Annotated in this window: 18 protein-coding genes and 4 pseudogenes; 6 read left to right on the top strand and 16 right to left on the bottom strand. The window is 60.2% G+C overall.

All coding sequences use genetic code 11. The annotated features are described in order from the left end of the window. The first annotated feature begins 79 nt into the window (after positions 1-79). The 3 genes from VZ068_RS19905 to VZ068_RS19895 all read left to right on the top strand — a co-directional run bounded on the left by VZ068_RS19905 (position 80) and on the right by VZ068_RS19895 (position 4,707). Positions 80-2,317 (top strand): S9 family peptidase, encoded by a 2,238-nt coding sequence (locus tag VZ068_RS19905; protein WP_349656264.1) that lies wholly within the window; start codon positions 80-82, stop codon positions 2,315-2,317. Positions 2,318-2,380: 63 nt separating this feature from the next. Then, entirely contained in the window at positions 2,381-2,854 is a 474-nt protein-coding gene (locus VZ068_RS19900) for a cytochrome c oxidase assembly factor Coa1 family protein (RefSeq protein WP_349656263.1), read from the top strand. A 68-nt stretch (positions 2,855-2,922) separates the two neighbouring features. Beyond that, positions 2,923-4,707 (top strand): DUF885 domain-containing protein, encoded by a 1,785-nt coding sequence (locus VZ068_RS19895; protein ID WP_259167076.1) that lies wholly within the window; start codon positions 2,923-2,925, stop codon positions 4,705-4,707. A 99-nt stretch (positions 4,708-4,806) separates the two neighbouring features. Here VZ068_RS19895 and VZ068_RS19890 read toward each other — a convergent pair. The 16 genes and pseudogenes from VZ068_RS19890 to VZ068_RS19815 form a co-directional block, all read right to left on the bottom strand. Beyond that, positions 4,807-5,175: pseudogene (locus tag VZ068_RS19890) on the bottom strand (Type IV secretion system protein virB6); the annotation flags it as partial. A gap of 4 nt (positions 5,176-5,179) precedes the next feature. Further along, positions 5,180-6,529 (bottom strand): DUF6792 domain-containing protein, encoded by a 1,350-nt coding sequence (locus VZ068_RS19885; protein ID WP_349656262.1) that lies wholly within the window; start codon positions 6,527-6,529, stop codon positions 5,180-5,182. Further along, positions 6,526-7,173, bottom strand: coding sequence for a hypothetical protein (locus VZ068_RS19880; RefSeq protein WP_349656261.1), 648 nt, complete (start codon positions 7,171-7,173; stop codon positions 6,526-6,528). The genes VZ068_RS19885 and VZ068_RS19880 overlap by 4 nt, the downstream gene beginning before the upstream one ends. A 129-nt stretch (positions 7,174-7,302) precedes the next feature. Then, complete coding sequence (locus VZ068_RS19875) at positions 7,303-7,641, bottom strand: hypothetical protein (protein WP_349656260.1); 339 nt, start codon at positions 7,639-7,641, stop codon at positions 7,303-7,305. A 159-nt stretch (positions 7,642-7,800) separates the two neighbouring features. Beyond that, entirely contained in the window at positions 7,801-8,319 is a 519-nt protein-coding gene (locus tag VZ068_RS19870; protein WP_349656259.1) for a DUF4189 domain-containing protein, read from the bottom strand. Between the two features lie 291 nt (positions 8,320-8,610). Next, positions 8,611-8,790, bottom strand: coding sequence for a hypothetical protein (locus tag VZ068_RS19865; RefSeq protein ID WP_349656258.1), 180 nt, complete (start codon positions 8,788-8,790; stop codon positions 8,611-8,613). Positions 8,791-8,995: 205 nt separating this feature from the next. Then, positions 8,996-9,535 (bottom strand): DUF4189 domain-containing protein, encoded by a 540-nt coding sequence (locus VZ068_RS19860; protein ID WP_349656257.1) that lies wholly within the window; start codon positions 9,533-9,535, stop codon positions 8,996-8,998. Between the two features lie 181 nt (positions 9,536-9,716). After that, positions 9,717-9,866 (bottom strand): annotated as a pseudogene (locus tag VZ068_RS19855) (Type IV secretion system protein virB6); the annotation flags it as partial. A gap of 71 nt (positions 9,867-9,937) precedes the next feature. Then, positions 9,938-10,276, bottom strand: a complete 339-nt coding sequence (locus VZ068_RS19850) for a DUF4189 domain-containing protein (RefSeq protein ID WP_349656256.1) — start codon at positions 10,274-10,276, stop codon at positions 9,938-9,940. Positions 10,277-10,488: 212 nt separating this feature from the next. After that, positions 10,489-10,842, bottom strand: a pseudogene (locus VZ068_RS19845) (Type IV secretion system protein virB6); the annotation flags it as partial. Positions 10,843-11,020: 178 nt separating this feature from the next. After that, positions 11,021-11,527, bottom strand: coding sequence for a DUF4189 domain-containing protein (locus tag VZ068_RS19840; protein ID WP_349657762.1), 507 nt, complete (start codon positions 11,525-11,527; stop codon positions 11,021-11,023). Positions 11,528-11,544: 17 nt separating this feature from the next. Further along, positions 11,545-11,931: pseudogene (locus tag VZ068_RS19835) on the bottom strand (Type IV secretion system protein virB6); the annotation flags it as partial. A 106-nt stretch (positions 11,932-12,037) separates the two neighbouring features. Further along, the gene (locus VZ068_RS19830) at positions 12,038-12,568 is read right to left on the bottom strand and encodes a DUF4189 domain-containing protein (RefSeq protein ID WP_349656255.1); all 531 of its coding nucleotides are present in this window, start codon (positions 12,566-12,568) and stop codon (positions 12,038-12,040) included. Between the two features lie 24 nt (positions 12,569-12,592). Beyond that, positions 12,593-13,735 carry a type IV secretion system protein gene (locus VZ068_RS19825; RefSeq protein WP_349657761.1) on the bottom strand — a complete coding sequence of 381 codons (1,143 nt, stop codon included), beginning with the start codon at positions 13,733-13,735 and terminating at the stop codon, positions 12,593-12,595. 60 nt (positions 13,736-13,795) lie between these two features. Beyond that, positions 13,796-14,572 (bottom strand): hypothetical protein, encoded by a 777-nt coding sequence (locus VZ068_RS19820; RefSeq protein ID WP_259167059.1) that lies wholly within the window; start codon positions 14,570-14,572, stop codon positions 13,796-13,798. A gap of 364 nt (positions 14,573-14,936) precedes the next feature. Continuing rightward, positions 14,937-15,377 (bottom strand): hypothetical protein, encoded by a 441-nt coding sequence (locus VZ068_RS19815; protein WP_259167058.1) that lies wholly within the window; start codon positions 15,375-15,377, stop codon positions 14,937-14,939. A gap of 307 nt (positions 15,378-15,684) precedes the next feature. Between VZ068_RS19815 and VZ068_RS19810 the strand changes: the two genes are divergently transcribed. The 3 genes from VZ068_RS19810 (at position 15,685) to VZ068_RS19800 (ending at position 19,914) form a co-directional block, all read left to right on the top strand. Continuing rightward, complete coding sequence (locus tag VZ068_RS19810) at positions 15,685-15,927, top strand: hypothetical protein (RefSeq protein WP_208621455.1); 243 nt, start codon at positions 15,685-15,687, stop codon at positions 15,925-15,927. A gap of 88 nt (positions 15,928-16,015) precedes the next feature. Next, on the top strand, positions 16,016-17,005 hold the full coding sequence (hemB, locus tag VZ068_RS19805) for a porphobilinogen synthase (protein ID WP_349656254.1): 990 nt from the start codon (positions 16,016-16,018) through the stop codon (positions 17,003-17,005). A 374-nt stretch (positions 17,006-17,379) separates the two neighbouring features. After that, entirely contained in the window at positions 17,380-19,914 is a 2,535-nt protein-coding gene (locus VZ068_RS19800) for a sulfite reductase flavoprotein subunit alpha (protein WP_349656253.1), read from the top strand. Positions 19,915-20,013: the final 99 nt, after the last annotated feature.

Genomic DNA, 20,013 nt, shown 5'->3' with positions numbered 1-20,013 from the left:
GCCATCGCCGCCCATCGCCGCGCTTCTCAAACACCCCACGCGCCCGCATCCTGTGCGCTATCCCAAGACAGGATCTTCGATGCGCGCCCTGTTCGCCGCTCTTGCCCTCATGCTCAGCACCGTCCCCATGGCCCACGCCGAAAAACTCACCCTGGAGGCCATCACCGGCCCGCTGCCGCTGTCCGGTCCGACCTTGCTCAAGCCCAAGGTGGCTCCGGATGGTTCGCGCGTGACCTTCCTGCGCGGCAAGGACAGCGACCGCAACCAGCTGGACCTGTGGGAATACGACATCGCCAGCGGCCAGACCCGGCTGCTGGTCGATTCCAAGGTGGTGCTGCCCGGCACCGAAACGCTCAGCGATGTCGAAAAGGCCCGCCGCGAGCGCCAGCGCATCGCCGCGTTCAACGGCATCGTCGATTACCAGTGGGCGCCGGATGCGCAGGCGCTGTTGTTCCCGCTGGGTGGCGAGTTGTATCTGTACGACCTGCACAGGACCGGCGCTGCCGCAGTGCGCCAGCTGACCCACGGCGAAGGCTTCGCCACCGACGCCAAGCTCTCGCCCAAGGGCGGCTTTGTCAGCTTCGTGCGCGAGCGCAACCTGTGGGCGATCGACCTGGCCAGCGGCAAGCAGCTGCAGCTCACCAGCGACGGCAGCCAGACCATCGGCAACGGCGTGGCCGAGTTCGTCGCCGACGAAGAAATGGATCGCCACACCGGTTACTGGTGGGCGCCGGACGACTCGGCGATCGCCTTTGCGCGCATCGACGAATCGCAGGTGCCGGTGCAAAAACGCCCGGAGGTCTATGCCGACCATACCGAGGTGATCAGCCAGCGCTATCCGCAGGCCGGCCAGCCCAACGTGGCGGTGCAGTTGGGTGTGATCGCACCACGCACCGGTGCGGCGCCACGCTGGATCGACCTGGGCGACAACGCCGATATCTACCTGGCACGCGTGGATTGGCGCGATGCACAGCGCCTGACCTTCCAGCGTCAATCGCGCGATCAAAAGACGCTGGAGCTGATCGAGACCACGCTGGCCAGCGGCAGTCAACGCACGCTGATCACCGAAACCTCGCCGACCTGGGTGCCGCTCCACAACGATCTGCGTTTTCTCAAGGATGGCCGCTTTGTCTGGAACTCCGAACGTAGCGGTTACGAACATCTGTACCTCGCCTCCGAAGACGGCACCACGCTCACGCCGCTGACCTCCGGCGCCTGGGTGGTGGACGCGCTGCTGGCCGTCGACGAGCAGGCCGGCCTGGTGTACTTCGCCGGCAGCAAGGAGTCGCCCACGCAAACGCAGCTCTACGCGGTGCCGCTGGCCGGCGGCGTCATCGAAAAACGCTCGGCCTCCAACGGCACGCATGCGGCCAGCTTCGCCAACAACGCCAGCGTGTATGTCGACAGCTGGTCCAACACCACCACACCACCGCAGATCGAGCTGTTCCGCGCCAATGGCGAAAAAATCGCCACGTTGCTCAAGAACGACCTGGCCGATCTGCAACATCCCTATGCCAGGTACCGTGATGCACAGCGCCCGATCGGTTTCGGCACGCTGACCGCAGCCGATGGCAAGACTCCGTTGCACTACCGGCTGACCAAGCCGGACAACTTCGACCCGAGCAAGCGCTACCCGGTCATCGTCTACGTCTACGGCGGTCCCGCGGCACAAACCGTGCTCGATGCCTGGCCCAGCCGTGGCGATGCGTTGTTCGATCAATATCTTGCGCAGCGTGGCTACGTGGTGTTTTCGCTGGATAACCGCGGCACCCCGCGACGCGGCCGCGACTTCGGTGGCGCGCTGTACGGCAAGCAGGGCACGGTGGAAGTGGACGACCAGCTGCAAGGCGTGGCCTGGCTCAAGGCGCAGCGTTGGGTGGACCCGGCCCGCATCGGCGTACAGGGCTGGTCCAACGGCGGCTACATGACGCTGATGCTGCTGGCCAAACACAGCGACGCCTACGCCTGCGGCGTGGCCGGCGCACCGGTCACCGATTGGGGCCTGTACGACACCCACTACACCGAGCGTTACATGGACCTGCCGGCCGGCAACGCCGCCGGCTATCGCAACGCGCGCGTCGCCACCCATCTGGATGGCCTGCACGCCAGGCTGCTGCTGATCCACGGCATGGCCGACGACAACGTGCTGTTCACCAACTCCACCGCGCTGATGAGCGAGCTGCAGCAACGCGGCACGCCGTTCGAGTTGATGACGTATCCAGGCGCAAAGCACGGCCTGTCCGGCAGTACTGCGTTGCACCGTTACAAGACCGCCGAGGCGTTCTTGCAGCGCTGCCTGATGCCGTCGCAGCAGTAGACGCTCGCCGCTTCGTTCCAGGTCTCGCCTGCCGTTTTCCCCTGCATCTGCGCAAGGAGTGCCATGTCGCTGCCGCCACCCATCCCCGCTGCATCGCCGCAGCGCCCGCGCGCTGTCGATGTCTGGAGCCGGCATTGGAAGTGGGTCGTGCCCGGTATCGGCGTGGCGTTGTTCGTGCTGCTGGCATTGGTGATCGGCGCGCTGATCTACGCGATTGCCGCAGTGGTGAAATCCAGCGATGTGTACCGCGACGCGCTGCGCATCGCCAAGGCCGATACGCAGGTCGTGCAGACCCTGGGCACGCCCATCACCGAAGCGCTCCTACCCGATGGCAGCATCAGTTACGTCGGCGACATGGGCGAGGCGCATTTCAGCGTGGGCCTGCATGGGCCGCGCGGGAACGGCAGCGTGCAGGTGGATGCCACACGCCGGCATGGCCGTTGGACCTACCAGACACTGACCTTCGCCGGCACCCATGGCGGCCAGATCGATATGCTGCCGGCCACAGCATCGCCACCGCAGCCCTGCCTGCCATGACCTAAGGCAGATTGCCGCGGCCGTTGCAGATGGGTAGGGTCGCGCTACTCAATTCGCGGATCTGCCTCATGAAGCCACTCGTTCTCGCCGTTGCGCTGGCGCTCGGTTCCTCGTTGCCGTTGCAGGCACAGACCGGCAAGACAGCGCCGACACAACCCGCCAGCCCGGCCTGGGTACAGACCAGCAACGGCTATGCGCAGATCCTGCTCAACGCGCAGGCACCGTTCCAGCCCGAATACGCCAGTTTTTTCGGCGTGCCCGGCTATGACGACCAGGTCGTCGACCTGGGGCCGGACAACGCCGCGCGTTATCGCGATGCCATGCGCAAGGCGCGCGCCACGCTGCAAACCAAGCTGACCACCGAGCGCGATGCCAACGTGCGCCAGGACCTGCAGATCATGATCGGCGCCGCCGAGCAGAACATCGAAGGCAGCGAGCTCAACGAGCGCTATCTGTTGCCCTGGAGCGACGCGCCTGAGGCGGTCTTCAGTGGCCTCAACGGCCTGCTGTCCGACCAGACCGTGCCTGAGCGCCGCGCCAAGGCGCTGGACCGCCTCAAGCGTTACGTCGGCCTGGTGCCGGGCAGCACACCCACCACCACGCTGGCGCGCCAGCGCTACGAGGAAAAGCTGGGCAACAAGGCGTTGCTGCAGCCCACCCAGCGCGAAGTGGAGCAGGCGCTGGCCAACGTGGACACCTACGTCGCCGGCATCGGCGAGCTGTTCGCCAAGTACAAGATCGCCGGCGCCGACGAAGCGCTCAAGGCCATGTCCACCCAGCTCAAGGACTATGCCGCCTGGACTCGCAGCACCGTGCTGCCCAAGGCACGCAAGGACACCCGCCTGCCGGAACCGCTGTACGCGTACCAACTCAAGCAGGTGGGCATCGATATCGCCCCGCAGCAGCTGATCCAGCGCGCGCAACTGGAATTCATGGAGACCCGCTCGGCCATGCGCCAGCTGGCCCCGCTGGTGGCCAAGGCCAAGGGCGTGCAAGGCGCGGATTACGTGCAGGTGATCCGCGCGCTCAAGGGCAACAAGATCGCCGACGACCAGCTGGAAACCCACTACCGCGGCGTGATCGACCAGATCGACCCGATCATCCGTCAGCAGCGCATCGTCGATGTGCCCAACCGCCCGATGCAGATGCGCCTGGGCAGTGCCGCCGAAAGCGCTGCGCAACCTGCGCCGCACTTCCTGCCCGCGCCGTTGATCGGCAATACCGGCCAGCAGGGCCAGTTCGTGCTGCCGCTGGGCAACCCATCCGCCGAGGGCGGCAAGAAAGAGCAGTACGACGACTTCAACTTCGGCTCGGCCGCCTGGACGCTCAGTGCGCACGAAGGCCGCCCCGGTCACGAACTGCAGTTCACCGCCATGGTCGAACGCGGCGTGTCGCTGGCGCGCAGCATGTTCGCGTTCAACTCGGTCAACGTCGAAGGCTGGGCGCTGTATGCCGAAGCCGAAATGGTGCCGTACGAACCGCTCGACGGGCAGCTGATCGCCCTGCAGTTCCGCCTGTTGCGCGCTGCCCGCGCCATGCTCGACCCGATGCTCAACCTGGGCCTGATCGACCGTGAACGCGCCCGCCAGGTGCTGGAAGACGACGTCGGCCTGTCGCCGGCGATGACCCGCCAGGAACTGGACCGCTACACCGTCCGCGCCCCCGGCCAGGCCGGCAGTTACTTCTACGGCTACACCCGCATCCTCGAACTGCGCATGCGCACCGAACTGGCCCTCGGCAAAAAGTTCGACCGCCTGGCCTTCAACAATTTCCTGCTCGACCAGGGCCTGCTACCACCGGATCAGCTGGCCAAGGCGGTGGAAACGCAGTTCATTCCGGCGCAGCAGAAGTAATCACGGTACTCGCTGTTCTAGATGCCAGTTCCTGGCAAACAAGCGCCTGGTCAGATCGCGCGCTGAAACGCGCGATCTGGTTCCGGGCCGTGTTGGCTTAGCCAACAGCGCGATCTGGATGTAGGCCAGGGTCTCGTCGATGGCATCGGCGGCGGTGCCTTCCTTGCCGGTAAAAAGGGTGTGGATCTGCTGATCCAGATTCTGGGTCGTGTTTTGGCGCAGCATGGCGCCATTGCGCCCGGTGCCGAGGCAAGGCTGATGATGAGGACCACCTTGCCGGCCTTGATCATGGTGGCCATCGCACTCTCGCGCGATTGCCCGGTGGCGATGCAATAGCACAGAATCAGCACCCACAGCGGGTCACCGTCAGCGCAATGGTGCTGACCCACTTCATGCACGGCCCATCAACGCCAAGCCAAAGTCCTGGAAGGTAGGGCTGACATCGTCGTTGTCGATCAGCCGCGCCATCGCCCTACATTACACGCGTCGGTGTCGGCGCTGTCATCTCCGGCTGCGCCCGTTGCGCATCCAGTGCGCGCAACTGCTGCTGGCTCTCTTGCAACGGCGGTGCCTCCGCCGCCAGATCCACTTTGGCACGGAACCCCGGCGTATTGCCGACGATCCAGGCATTGCCCTCTTGCATGGTCACGCTGCGCAGCTGGTGGACGTCGACGATGCCGGCGCGTTTGGCTTCCACAGTCGCATGCATGGCCATGGCATCGGACGTGCCCTGCGGCAACTTGCTGTGGATGGAGCGGTACAACGGATCATTGGACATGGCCTCCGCGCCCGGATCTACGCAGCGCTCTGGGGTACTGCCCAGCGGCAGCTTCCAGCCAGGGGCCACATAGACCGGTTTGTCTTCGCGCTCCATGCGCTGCTGCGTTTCCTTCCAGCGCTCGGCTGCCATCTCCTCCGCGCCGGCACCAGGGGCCAGTGTGCCATGTAGGTGTTTGATGGCATCGGGTAAGTTCATCGATTGGGCGCTGCGCGATGCCAGGGTCAGGCCGCCGCGCAAGAGCGCCACATCGCCACGGTACTTGTCGATCATCGGTGCGTACTGATGCGCCAGCTGTTGCGATTTGGAGTCTTCCAGTACCGATCGATCTGGCTTGCCATTGCCGTCAACGGGCAGGAAGTTATGCATGCGATGCGAATCGCCCAACTCCAAAGCGGCAAGCGGGTTGCGGTCATCCAGCACACTGCGGTCGTTGGCATAACCGGCCTTCCGCAATGTGGTCACTTCTTGTGGCGTGGCGTAGATCTTGACCTGGCCATAATGCTCGCTGGCAGCACTGACCGCATCGCCAGCCATCACGTGATTGATGACATCGGTGCCGCCTTCGGGGATGCGCCGGTCCAGGCTGACCGCGCCGTAGGCGTTGAACGTCTCGCCTTTGAGGCCGAAGTGGTGTGCGGTCACCTGGGCCAAGTCGCCGCCAAGCGAGTGGCCGGTGACGGTGACTTCCACCGTTTCACCGTCCTTACCGAGTTTTTGTGCATAGACCAACGCCTGCTTAGTCAACTCAATTGCTTCGGCGGCCTGGCGATTGTGACGTGCTGCGACCATGCCGCCATCGGCGTAAACACCGTCCTGCTTAAGCTCGCGCTCAGTCTCGGTGCCACGATGGGCGACGATGATCTCGTTGGTATCGATCCGCTGGTAGACCATGCCTTGATAGCCTGAAGGGCTGTCTACATACTCGAGGCGCTTGTAGGTAATGCCGCCAATATTTACAGGGCGACTAACCGGGCCTGTTTCTCGCGGCTCCTGATAAACATCGTCAGAGAGAGCGGCATATTGCTGGCTCGTAAGGCTCATCGGGTCACCTTTTCAGTAGTCAGGGTGACTTTGAAGATGTCATTACGGGCATTGTCATTGAATTGGTCGATTCTTGATCTGCCGCTGTCAGGGAAGTTCTCTACATCTTCCTTCGGGTAGCGTCCTTTCCAAAAGTAGGTAGCCTTTGGAGCTTTGCTGTAAATCTCGTCCTTAAACAGGGCGGGCTGAAAGCGTGTGTCTTCATGCTTTTCGGAAGCTTTCAGGGAGATTCCAACTCCGTCTAACTCAAAATAACACGTCCCCTTGCCATAATAGTCCGCATCTACCATGCCGTCGGCATAGACCGTGCCAACATACGTGGATGCATTTATCCTCTCAAAGTGGATGGGAACTCCGTCTTCACCAGACTTGTTCCACACGCCGGCAACGGGTTCGATTGGCGTGCATTGCGTGTGGTTGGTCATCTGGTAGAACGCCGTACCCGAGACCCACTCGAACGGCCCCGGCGCATCCTCGATTGTCATCGTGATCCGGTACGCTTGCGTCGGATGCGGGTTCTTCCGGTAAGTCGGATCGCTGGTCGTCGCGTCGGCTTTTGAGGATGGGGTAGTTATGGGTTTGCATCCTGCAAGGAGAAGGGGCATGAGGATGAAAGCGAAACGACCGATAATCTTGGGATTCATTGGAAATGCTGTCGCTGCCTGTGCGCATTGCGCAATCGAGGAAATGCAGTTTTGGCCCGGATTGGGCGATTCGCTGATCCCGACATCGCACTAGTGCGGCGACGCGAACTTCCCAGGACCAGCATAGGTTCAAAGGACACCTCGAACAACCCCGCCTGATCCAATGCGGCCCATGCACGATACTGCCCTGTCATTCGAAAAATCAGCAAGCTGACATGTTCGGACACGCCCCCAGCTGGCCCATGCAATGGGTGTGGCGCTCTTTCGGCTCGCGGCCATGTTGTAGCAGACCTTGCATGCGTTGGATGACACTTCGAGCTTGTCATCCGGGTCATCAATGAACAGGAAATTGTTGTAGCGGACCTTGCATCCATACGTCGAATAGCAGGCGGCGCCGAAGCTATGCCGTACAAACTTTAAGGGCCAATCGGCCACGGTATTATCAGGTTTTGCATAGGCAGCGTTCATAGGGTTGCAACCTGTCAAAAAAGTAGGGCAAAGCAGAGTAGGGTTTTTATAAATAGGTGCTGCATAACGAGCTTGGTCTCTGGCAGATTTTCAATTCTGTTATAAGTCGTGCTCGCGTGCAATAAATCAATTTACACGTTGGTGTTATCTATAGAGTTCCTAGAACTCTTCAAAAATTGGCTCTGAGCATGCAGAATAAATAACCTTGCATTGCATTGTAGGATTTCTCCTTTCGCAAATTTTTAAAGCTTCTTTAATTGCGTTTTCTTGGCCTGGTTGTCGTGCGAACTGAACATATCCGTTCGGATCTGGCTTCCCATTACTCTGAGGTTCACCTATTGCTGTACATTGGTTGCGATAAGTAACAACAATGTTGCAGTTGTCTGCGCCTAGCTTCGTACATCTTGCAAGAGCTTCTTTTTTTGCGGAAGATTCGCTAGGTAATCCCGTTGGCACGCCGTAATTCGGAACCCCATCAATAGTTCCTAGCGCAATAGCACCCCAAGTCTTAATCCATTTTCCGCTTGGGCGAGGTCGCGACTGTTGAGTGGATTGAGGTATAGGAGCACATGCAACTGCGCCCTGACCGCCAATTGGGTATTGCCCGGATGGACAGCCTTGTTCCGCTAATGCGGAACAAGGAATTATTAGAAAAAAAATAAATAATAGTCTCAACATCGGCGCTACCTTCTAATCAGCTCTTAGGCGATTCGGTTGTCTGTACCTGAATTTGATAACCTCGCGAACCAGCTGCAGCCGTGACAGCACTACTGGCAGAGGATCCCGAAACTCGGCCGGCACTCAGGTCTGCTGGTCGAGATTCTGGGGTAGATCTGGCTCCATCATCACTGCGCGCTGGTGTGTAAGACCCAGGCGGCTGTCCCTGTGACCCGGGTGCAGCACTGCTAGCACCAGCGGTACCAAATGCCGAGTACGCCATAAACATTCCCATGCTTCCCTGCCACAGTGCTACCGCAATAGTGGGCATGGGATGATGAGGGTGGCCAGCAGCAAGCTGGTACCGCCTTGTTGCAAGGCTTGCGAGCTCAGGCCTTCCGTATTGTTACCCATCAGCCCGGTGATGCCTTTGGCAACCCAGAGCGCGATGGCGACCTTGGTGGCGAGCTTGAGCACGATGGCCGAAGTCACACTAATGCATACGTACTGTGATCAGTCTAGGCTGTAAAACGTTCCCGAAGAAATCCCTTGGCTAGACGCCGAAAAGCTATGGGGAATTTGCAATTATCGTGATTTTGCCTGAAATGTAAGCGGAGACAAGAGTAGGATGGCTAAACGCATACTATTTCATAGCCATTCCGGCCGTTCTATGAGTCTGTGTTCCATTTAAAATAATTCAAAACTTCTCAAAAATTTGCTCAGAACAAGCGGTGTGAATTATTTTGCACTCAGCGCCTGGATTTTCCTCGCTGCATCCACGAAGGGCTGCGCCTTTTGCAAGCTGTTCGGTAGGCTGCCTTGAAAACTCAATAATACCATCAGGTTTTGGCGATCCTTCGATTTGAGGTTCACCTATGGACATGCATTGATTACGAAAAGTCGTCGAGGGCCGACACCCCTTGGCGCCTGACTTGTTGCATCTATCCAAAGCTTCTTTTTTTGCTGCGTCTTCTGAGGCGAGACCAACCGGTACGGCATACAGGGGTTTGTCGTCCAATATACCAACTGCAACCGCACCCCAGGTTTTTAGCCACTTTCCTGCTGGGCGTGGGGGCTGGTTTTTGTTTTGTTGATAATATCCTTGAGGAATAGGCCCGCAAGAGGTAACTCCTGCCCCAGCTTGTGCGGGAATTTGTCCAGCTGGACAGCCCTCCTCTGCCATTGCTGAGGTGGCTGCCAGTAGGCTGAAAAGTAACGTTATCGTCCGTATGATCATATATTCTCTTTGGAGTGCGCTCAAACGACTCGACTATTATCGGTAGCATTTGCTGCTCCGCGCGATCCGGGCGCAGCTAATGCTGGAGTGCTGCCAGAAACTCCCGATGTTCGTACGGCACTTAAATCGCGCATTTCTGTTTGATCATTGTTTCTTGGCCCATCATTTCCTCGTTGGTGAGGATATAAGACCCTGCGGGCTGCCCTTGTGGACCAGGTGACGAAGCTCCACCTCCGCCAAATGCTGAGAAGTGCATGAAGCTGCTCATGCTTCCTCGCCACAGCGCTGCCGCAACGGTTGGCATCGTGATGATGGCTGCGGCTATCATGAGTAACGTTGACGCCGTCTTGCACCTATTGGATTGCAAGCTACTTTCCATATCCAATACAAAAAATAATAGAATCAGAATTCTTGAAAAAATTGTTCTGTGCAATTCCTATATACAATTTTACATTCGATGTTAGCGGTAGCGGCGTTCTCGCTTTTGCAGTTTCTTAATGCTATCCCACTCGCCTTTGAGATCGTTGCAGCGCCGGTGAATCTTACAAATCCTTGAGAAAGAGGTTTTCCATCGATTTGTGGTTCGGCAATGACTGCGCACTGATTTTCATAAGAAAGCGCAATTTCACAATTATCCTCGCCATGAGATGCGCAGCGTCTTAGAGCATCCTGTTCCGCTTCTGATTTCGAGATTTTGCCCGAGGTAACCCCATAGCTCGTAGTCGAATCGATTGAACCCATGGCAATCGCCCCCCATGTTTTTATCCACTTTCCACTTGGGCGAGATTCTTGCTGAGCACTTCCCTGTGAGATTGGGGCGCATGCGATTGCTCCTTGACCCCCAATTGGGTATTGCCCCGCCGGGCACCCGCCTTCAGCCTTCGCTAGAGGTGAAAAGCAAATAATCAAAACTAGTAAGAGGAGTGTAAAGTGGATTCTCATAACTATTTCGCTCAAGTGAAGCGGCTGTTGTTATTGGCTGCACTCCTCGAACCGCTACCTTCTTGCGGCGTGGAGGTTTGTAGTGATCCTGAGTAATTATGACCACTTGGCATCTGGCGTGAGGTTTCTGGAGTAGAGGTGTTACTTCCGCCATGCTGGGGAACATACGACCCCGGTGGCTGTCCCTGTGGCCCGGGTGCAGCACTGCTAGCACCAGCGGTACCAAACGCCGAGTACGCCATAAACGTTCCCATGCTTCCCTGCCAGAGCGCTGCCGCGACGGTAGGCATGGTGATGATGAGGGTAGTCGGCAGTAAGCCGATACCACCTTGCTGCAAGGCTTGCGAGCTCACGCCTTCCGTATTGTTACCCATCAGCCCGGTGATGCCTTTGGCAACCCAGAGCGCTGAAATTTTCAAATTAGCCTCCAGCCTAAGTGTTGAAGACGCGATCCTGGCCGTCTTGCCCATCACTGCTATGGCCAATTCCTGCGACTGACCGGTGGCTAAACGACAGCCTCCAAGCATGTTACGGTCTAAATTCTCAAAACTCTTGAAAAACTTGCTCGGAACAGGCTGTGTGAATAACCTTGCACTGAGCACCGGGATTTTCCTTCATGCATCTACGTAGTGCCTCGGCGCTCGCCTTTCCTTCCGTGGGTTGTCCTGAGAATTGAATAATTCCATCGGGCTTTGGCAAACCATCAACTTGAGGTTCGCCAATAGCCATGCACTGATTTCTAAAAGTCGCTCCTATTCGGCAGCCTTGAGCGCCCGACCTGTTGCAGCGCGCCATCGCCTCTCGTTTTGCTTCAGCTTCTGAAGCAAGTCCAACTGGGACACCGTATCGAGGTGTAGCATCTAGTACACCTACTGCGACTGCGCCCCAAGTCTTTAGCCACTTTCCAGTAGGACGAGGCTGCGTGACTGTGGGTCGGTCTTGCGGAATAGGTGCACATGAGATCGCTCCCTGTCCTCCAATTGGATACTGGCCAGCCGGGCAGCCTTGCTCTGCAAATGCCGGAAAAGACAGGGCTATCCCCAGAAGCATTATTGTAGCTTTAAGCATTAGTAATTCTCTGCAAAGAAAAGCTCGACGAGCCGATTGGTGTCGTTAGTCGGCGCGATCCTACGCGAACCGGGGGCTGCGGGGCTAGATGTGGCAGTGGTGCCGCCGGAAACTCGCCCAGCATTTAGGTCCGGCATGTTCATTTGCTCATGCGTTGCACCATCTCTCGGTTTTTGCGACGGCGTATAAGACCCTGGTGGCTGCCCCTGAGGCCCCGGAGAAGCATTGCTGGCACCAGCGGTACCAAACGCCGAGTACGCCATAAACGTTCCCATGCTTCCCTGCCATAGCGCTGCCGCGACGGTAGGCATGGTGATGATGAGGGTGGTCAGCAGTAAGCCGATGCCGCCCTGCTGCAAGGCTTGCGACTTAAGGCCTTCCCCATCGTTGCCCATCAATCCATTGATGCCTTTGGCTACTCGCTTGGGAATCTTTGCTTAATTGACTCAGTGGCGCGAGGTGATTGGCAATCAAGATGCTGAATTGAGAAAATCAGAATTCTTCAAAAATTGGCTCTGAGCATGCAGAGTAGATGACCTTGCATTGCATTGTTGGATTTCTCCTTTCGCAACTTTCTAAGGCCTCTTTAACCGCGTTTTCTTTGCCTGGTTGTCGCGCGAATTGAACGTAGCCATCTGGATTCGGTCGTCCGTCGCTTTGCGGTTCACCTATGGCTGTACATTGGTTTCGGTAAGTTGCAACAATATGGCAGTTGTTTGCGCCTAGCTTTGTGCACCTTGCAAGAGCTTCTTTTTTTGCGGAGGCTTCGCTAGCTAATCCCGTCGGTACACCGTAATTCGGAACCCCATCTATAGTTCCTAATGCAATAGCGCCCCAAGTTTTAATCCATTTTCCAGTAGGGCGCGGAGATGGGTTGTTTTTATAGTATCCCTGAGGTATCGGTCCGCATGAGGTAGGTCCACCGCCTGCCTGTGCAGGAATTTGTCCGGCAGGACACCCCTCTTCAGCGGTTGCTATGTCGATAAAATTTAATAAAAATAAGATCAATATTATCTTATGCACTACGACTCTCCAATGGCTCAAAACCTAAGCTATTCGATTTCCGTCGTTTGCCAGTCCGCGCGTACCAGAAATCTGGGGTGGCTGGTTGTCCGACGGAAGACCTGAAGCCCGACCAGCATTAATATTTGCAGGTCTTGCCTCGGGCGTGGATCGCGCGTCATCATCGCGTCGAGCAGGCGTATAAGACCCTGCGGGCTGCCCTTGTGGACCAGGTGACGAAGCTCCACCTCCGCCAAATGCTGAGAAGTGCATGAAGCTGCTCATGCTTCCTTGCCACAGCGCTGCCGCAACGGTTGGCATCGTGATGATCACTACAGTCAGTAACATCCCGATACCGCCTTGCTGCAAGGCTTGCGAGCTCAGGCCTTCCGTATTGTTACCCATCAGCCCGGTGATGCCTTTGGCAACCCAGAGCGCGATGGCGACCTTGGTGGCGAGCTTGAGCACGATGGCCGATACCACCGAGAGCATCGACATCGAGAATAAGGTGCCGATCACATAGAACAGCCACTTCTTGAAGAGATCCTTGGTTGCATCAAACATCAGTGCCAGGATGAAGATGGGGCCAACGCCGACCAGGAACGCCATCGTGAACTTGAACAACAGCAGCATGGCGCCTGCCGCCATCGCGGGACTTGCTGTGCCAAATCCGGCAAGCAGCATGGCATTGCTCTTCTTTTGAAGCGCCTCCGGATCGTCGGAGTCGATGTTCACCACATCCACGGCGGCCATCGCAAGCTGCGTATAGCCAAGATTTTCGTCGATTGCATCGGCTGCTGACGTACCGCTTTCGCCTGTGAACAGTTCGTGGATCTCCTTATCCAGGTTCTGCGTCATCGTCTTGTGCAGCATCGCGCCGTTGCTTCCCACCGCGGTGGCGATACTCAGGATAAAGACGATTTTCGCGGCCTTACCCATGGTCTCCATTGCCGAATTGCGAGACTGCCCGGTCGCTAGCCGATAGCCAACGACCATCACCCACAGCGTGACCAAAATCATGGCGATTACGCTCACCCACGTCATGGCACGGCCGATGAGCTCCATACCGAACGTGTCGATTTCCTTATTTAGGTAATCATTGATCAGCTTGAAAAAAACATAGTCGCCAATGCCTACATCGGCCATCGGCTTAAGCCAACTCAATGCACCCTGAAAAACGCTGTCCATAACCGCCCCGATTTGATCCTGAAAAACTGCCTGCCGTGCATGACAAATGTGCAAGTGCATTCAATCAACTGATAATGCCGCCTTCAAAGCAGCAGCCTGTACCAGCTGGGTGACCAGTGGAATGCCGCCCTCCTTATTGCCATCAAAGGCGCGCTTGGTCAGCTTTCGCTGGTCGCCTTTCAAGGAAGCCTCGTAGTAGTCGTAGGCCTTCAATTTTGCCTGCCAGTAATCGAGCTCCATCGAGTTCTGCGCCACAAAGCGTGCGACCTCGTTGTCATTTGCGGCAAGCGCGCCCTGGCTGGTTCCGACGCCTTTCCGTTGCGACTGAATCCTCTGATCGAACTCTTTGTTGCGCTGAATCAATCGTTTGAGCATGCGGACAGATTCGTTGTAGCGCGCGTTGTCAGTCATCACCATCAGCTGACAGATCTTGGTCTGCTCAGTCACGAGGTTGCCATCCATGTTGGGCAGCATGTTTTTGATGCTTGTCATAATGCCTCCCAGGCCACCGCCTGTACCAGAGCATGCTGCTGCCATCCCGTAGTTGAGATCGCGCTCGACGAAGTTGTCTTCCAACTTCGTAACGCTCAAGTTCAGGCTCTGCAGCCTGATCAGCTGTTGCTGGTAATGCGCATATTCCTTCTGGTATTGCGAAATGGTCTCCTTCCAGCGCGATAATTCCTTTCCGTATTCACCCAAAATGCTTTCCAGCGTCAGCGGGTCATGGGTAATCACCCCCTGTGCATTTGCTTGACCCGCACAAAGTCCCACGGCGAGGAACAAGCCTGCTGCAAGGCGGGAAAACGGGGCGCGCGAACGACGGACATGGTCAGTCATGGCAAGTCTCACTGAATTAGCTTGATACGGAAAGAAAGACAGACGGCAGCCCCGACCGGTCCTCTCGGCGGCTTTCCTGAGAGCGGACCCAAGGCTGCCGATGCAGCGATAGACGCCCGCGCTGGCGCTACTGTCAGCGCTGAAATTGTTCGTTTGAGTGCCTGCCACGGCCATCTTCCTTGTGTGCGGTTAAACGCAGGTCTGCCGTAAGGTGCCACAGAGCTAACCGCATTTCCAGACTTTTAATGCCTATCACCTGATGAATGTCTTCAGATTCTCGGCAGGAGCCCGTTCCAGGCGACGTGCGTCCTAACTGCTCGTCCTCGCAAGGAATCTCCGGCGCGCTGCCGTCCTGAAGCGACTCTCAGGGTTCTTTGGTGGCCGTCTCCCTGGCCCCCGCCGGCACCCAGATCGCCATACCCGCCGCACGCTTCTGGGTGGTCGGGATGCCGATGCCCAGGCCGCCACCGACGCGGCCGCCGTAGCTGCCGCCGCCGACCGACAGGCCGCCGCCGGAGCGTTCCGAGCCGACGCCGACAATGACCACGCCGTTGGCGCCCAGCTTGGCGGCTTCGCGCTTGAGGCGTTGCACGGCGGCATCGGTCTGGCCCTGGGTACCGAAACCAGCGGCGCTGGTGGATTCGAGCTGGGCGATCTCCACCGAGCCGACCGGGGCATGCGAATAGACCTGCACCTGGGCGGGGTCGATCGGGGCGCGTGCCTGGCCGAGCATCACCTTGGAGCTGCTGGCGCAGCCGGCCAGCAGCAGGGCCAGCGCGGCGCCGACGACGAAATGCCTGTTCATGATGTGGCCCCCTGGAAGATGGTGATGACGGCGATGATCCGGCGCCCTGACTGAAGAGTGGCTAACACGACGCGGCAAGACGACGTGCCACCTGGCGGCGACGACGCCATGGTCCTGGCAGCACTCTGAAACCCATCGGACGCTGTCGCACACTAGCCACGCCCGTGTGAGGCTGCCGCCAAGCCGCCAAGCCGCCAAGCCGCCAAGCCGCCAAGCCGCCATTGGTCAGGGTGACCACCTGCCCACGCCGTGCGGACGGTCGCGCCGGTATGCTCGCGCTTTGTTCAAGGAGAGGTGGCACGTGGGATTGATCAGTCTGTTGTGGGGGATCGTGGCGCTGCTGTGGATGGTGCTGGCCTTCATTCCGCTGCTGGGCTGGGGCAACTGGTTCCTGATTCCGTTCGCGGCAGTGGGTGCGTTGATCGCGGCGATCGCACTGTTGTTTACCTCGGCCGGCCATCGTGGCCGCGCCAAGACCGGCCTGCTGCTCAACGGTCTGGTGATCGTGGTCGGGGTGATCCGCTTGAGCCTGGGCGGCGGCGTGATCTAGCCGTTGCAGCGCTGCGACAGTGCGTCGCAGCGGCGTCCGCAGCAAGGTGGCGGGCGTAGACTTGTGGGCTGTCACAAGGAGCCTTGTCATGGCCCACCCGCACTATCGTCCCCGCCGCATGCGCCACGATGCGTTTTCGCGCCGCCTGATGCGCGAAAACACCTTGACCACCGATGACCTGATCTGGCCGGTGTTCGTGCATGAGTTGTCCGGCCGCGCGCCTATCGCCTCGATGCCGGGCGTGGAGCGGCTGTCGCTGGACGAGCTGCTGCGCGAAGCGGAAAACGCGCTGGAACTGGGCATTCCGGTGATCGACCTGTTCCCGGTGATCGACCCGGCCGGCAAGAGCCTGGATGCGGCCGAGGCCTGGAACCCGGATGGCCTGGCGCAGCGTGCGGTGCGCGCGCTCAAGGCGCGCTTCCCGGAGCTGGGGGTCATGACCGACGTGGCGCTGGACCCGTACACCACCCACGGCCAGGACGGCATCATCGACGCCAAGGGTTATGTGCTCAACGAGATCACCGTCGACGCGCTGGTCAGGCAATCGCTGTCGCATGCCGAAGCGGGTGTGGACATCATCTCGCCCTCGGACATGATGGATGGCCGCATCGGTGCGATCCGTCGCGCGCTTGATGCCGACGACCATCTCAACGTGCGCATCATGGCGTATTCGGCCAAGTACGCCTCGGCGTTCTACGGCCCGTTCCGCGATGCGGTCGGCAGCGCCGGCAATCTGGGCAAGGCCGACAAGACCACCTATCAGATGGACCCGGCCAACAGCGACGAGGCCATGCGCGAGATTGCGCTGGACCTGGAAGAGGGCGCGGACATGGTGATGGTCAAGCCGGGCATGCCGTACCTGGATGTGGTGCGCCGGGTGAAGCAGGAATTTCGCGTGCCGACCTTCGCCTACCAGGTCAGCGGCGAGTACGCGATGCTCAAGGCGGCTGCCGCCAACGGCTGGCTGGACGAACGCCGCTGCGTGCTGGAAGCGCTGATGGCCTTCAAGCGCGCCGGTGCCGATGGCGTGCTGACCTATTTCGCACCGCAGGTGGCGCGCTGGCTGCGCGAAGGTTGAGCGCGTTTAGACGTGCTGCGTGAGAGGCGTTGTGGTGGCATCTTTCGTGGATGCCGCTCAACGCGCATTCGATGCGGTGAAGAGGGCATCCAATGGTCGTGTCGGATCTTCCGCGTTGTTGCACGGACCGGCAGCGCCGGCCTGTTGTGCGCGGTAGCGGTTCGATCTGATCCACGCGATCTGCTGCTATTTCCTGGCACATCGCCGGCTTAGGGCCGCAGGCCGGCCACCGGGCGCCTGATCGCGATGCGCAAGCAGCGTGGCTGGCCAGGGCTGCCTGCAAGACGACGCATTCGCCATCGATCTAGGCGCGCCGACTGCGATAACGATTCTCATCTACAATAGCGAGCCCTGCTGCTTCAGGTTGTTCGCGCGTGTTCAAGACGGTTCTGTTCCAACTGCACTGGCTGCTCGGCATCACGGCCGGGTTGGTGCTGTCGGTGATGGGCGTGACCGGCGCGCTGATGTCCTTCGAAAACGAAATCGTGCGGCTGGCCAACCCGGCCATCGCGCAGCTGGCCGTGCGGCATGCCGCCGACGAGCGCGCGTTGCCAGTGGATGTGTTGTTGCAGCGGCTCGACCTGACTCCGCGCGATGCAGGAAAACAGCAGGCGGTGACACGCATGCTGATCGACCCCACCGGCGCGCGGCCTTCCACCGCACGTCTGGCAGGCAAGGGCGGCGGGCGCGTGTACTTCGACCCTTACACCGGCGAGCGCGTTGCCGCGCCGCGCTTGAGTGGCGCGTTTGCGTTTATCGAAGACCTGCACCGCCATCTGACTGCGGGCAAGCGCGGCCAGGCAGTGACCGGGGCATGTACCTTGATCCTGCTGTTTTTCTGCGCGTCCGGGCTGTATCTGCGTTGGCCGCGGCGCTGGTGGAGCCTGCGGACCTGGTGGGCGGTGGAATGGCGGCGGCAGGGGCGCAGTTTTCTGTGGAGCCTGCATGCGGTGTTCGGCACCTGGTGCCTGCTGGTCTACCTGCTGGTCGCGCTGACCGGGCTGACCTGGTCGTACGACTGGTATCGCGACGGCATGGTGGCCTTGCTCGGCAAGGAGCCGGCCATGCGCGGCGACGGGGGCGAGCATCGGCCGGCGACGGTGGATTTCGCGCGCGTGCAGCGCACTCTGGACGGTATCCCGGGCACCCATCACGCCGCGTTGGATCTGCGGGTCCCCACCCGTGCCGGGCAGCCGATGAGCGTACGGTTCTTGCCGGACCGGCCCGACCACGACCGCGCCTACGACAATCTGGAAATCGACGCCGCCAGCGGCGCCTTGCTGCGTCGCCAGGATTACGCGCAGTTGCCGCGCGGCCAGCAGTGGCTGGTGAGCATGTTCCCCCTGCACTCGGGCAGTTTTTTCGGATTGCCGGGGCGCATCGTGGTGATGCTGGCGAGCATCGGCATGTCGGTGTTCTTCATCAGCGGCTGGATGCTGTACCTGGATCGCCGCCGCAAGAAGCGCGAGTTGCGCGCCGCACGCGTGCTGCTGCAGGGCGCGCCGCCGGCCTCGCAGGCCGAGCCGTGGTTGATCGCCTTCGCCAGCCAGAGCGGCTTTGCCGAGCGGCTGGCCTGGCAGGCGGCCGGGCATCTGCAGGCGGCCGGCCTGCCGGTGCAGGTGCGCGCGCTGGCGCAGGTGGATGCGCCGCAGTTGCAGGCCACCCGGCACGCCTTGCTGGTGATCAGCACGTTCGGCGATGGCGAGCCGCCGGACGCGGCGCGCGGATTCGAGCGCGAACTGCTGCGCCAGCGCATCGCCTTGCCGCAGCTGGCTTACGCGGTACTGGCACTGGGCGACCGCCAATATGCGCAGTTTTGCGGATTTTCGCGGCGCATCGAGCAGTGGCTGGACGCGCAGGGCGCACGCGCGTTGTTCCCCGCCGTGGAAATGGACAACGCCGACCCGCAGGCGCTTGCGCAATGGCATGCGCAGCTGGCGCAGATTGCCGGCGCGCCGGTGGCCGCTGTCGCGCTGACGCGGCCGCGCCTGACGCAGTGGACGCTGTCCGCGCGCACGCATCTCAACCCGGGCAGCGAGGGGGCGCCGATCTGGCGCATCGACCTGCAGCCATCGCTGCAGGCGCACTGGCAGGCGGGCGATATCCTCGAGGTGCAGCCTGCGCACGCCGATGCGCAGGTGCGTGCATGTCTGGCGGCGTGGGGCCTTTCGCCCGATGCATTGGTGCATGTCGATGCGCAGTTGCTGCCGCTGCATCAGGCCGCCGCCGAGCGTGTGCTGCCGCCGCCGCCGGCCGCGCCGCCAGCGCCGTGTCCCGATCCACAGGCCTGGCTGGATGCCTGCGACTGGCTGCCTACGCGCGACTATTCGCTGGCCAGCGTGCCGGCCGATGGCGTGGCCACGGCGGTGGTGCGCCTGACCGCCCGCAGCGATGGCAGCCCAGGGCTGGGCTCGGGCTGGCTGATCTGCCATGCGACGATGGGTGCGGCGGTGCGCGCGCGGTTGCGCACCAATCCCGGCTTCCATCGCGTCGAAGCGGCGCCGATGGTATTGATCGGCAACGGCACCGGCATCGCCGGTTTACGTGCCTTGTTGCGCGAGGCCGAGCTGGCCGGCGTGCACGGGCATTGGCTGCTGTTCGGCGAACGGCAGGCCGCGCACGATGGTCTGTTTGCCGACGAACTCCAGGCCTGGCATGCACGTGGCCATCTGCAGCAGCTGGACCGGGTGTTCTCGCGCGACCAGGCGCACAAGCGCTACGTGCAGCATCACTTGCGCGAGACCGGCGACGCCTTGCGCCACTGGATCGATCGCGGTGCGGTGATCCATGTCTGCGGCAGCCTGGATAGCATGGCGCGTGAGGTCGATGTCACGCTGCGCGACTTGCTGGGCGAGACGCGGCTGGAGTCGCTGACCGCAGCGGGACGTTATCGGCGCGATGTGTATTGAGCGCGGTCATGGCCACTGCATCGCTGCGTTGGAGCGGCTAGTAAAACGTGGCGTGCGGCCGCTAAGCGGGTGCGAGCGGTTTGGAGAAATCGCGGTGAA

Origin of the sequence: Xanthomonas sp. 10-10 (assembly GCF_040182365.1) — a bacterium.
Lineage (GTDB): Bacteria > Pseudomonadota > Gammaproteobacteria > Xanthomonadales > Xanthomonadaceae > Xanthomonas > Xanthomonas arboricola_F.
The sequence above is the reverse complement of the archived record's forward strand: the minus strand, read 5'-3'. Positions and strand labels throughout refer to the sequence as shown.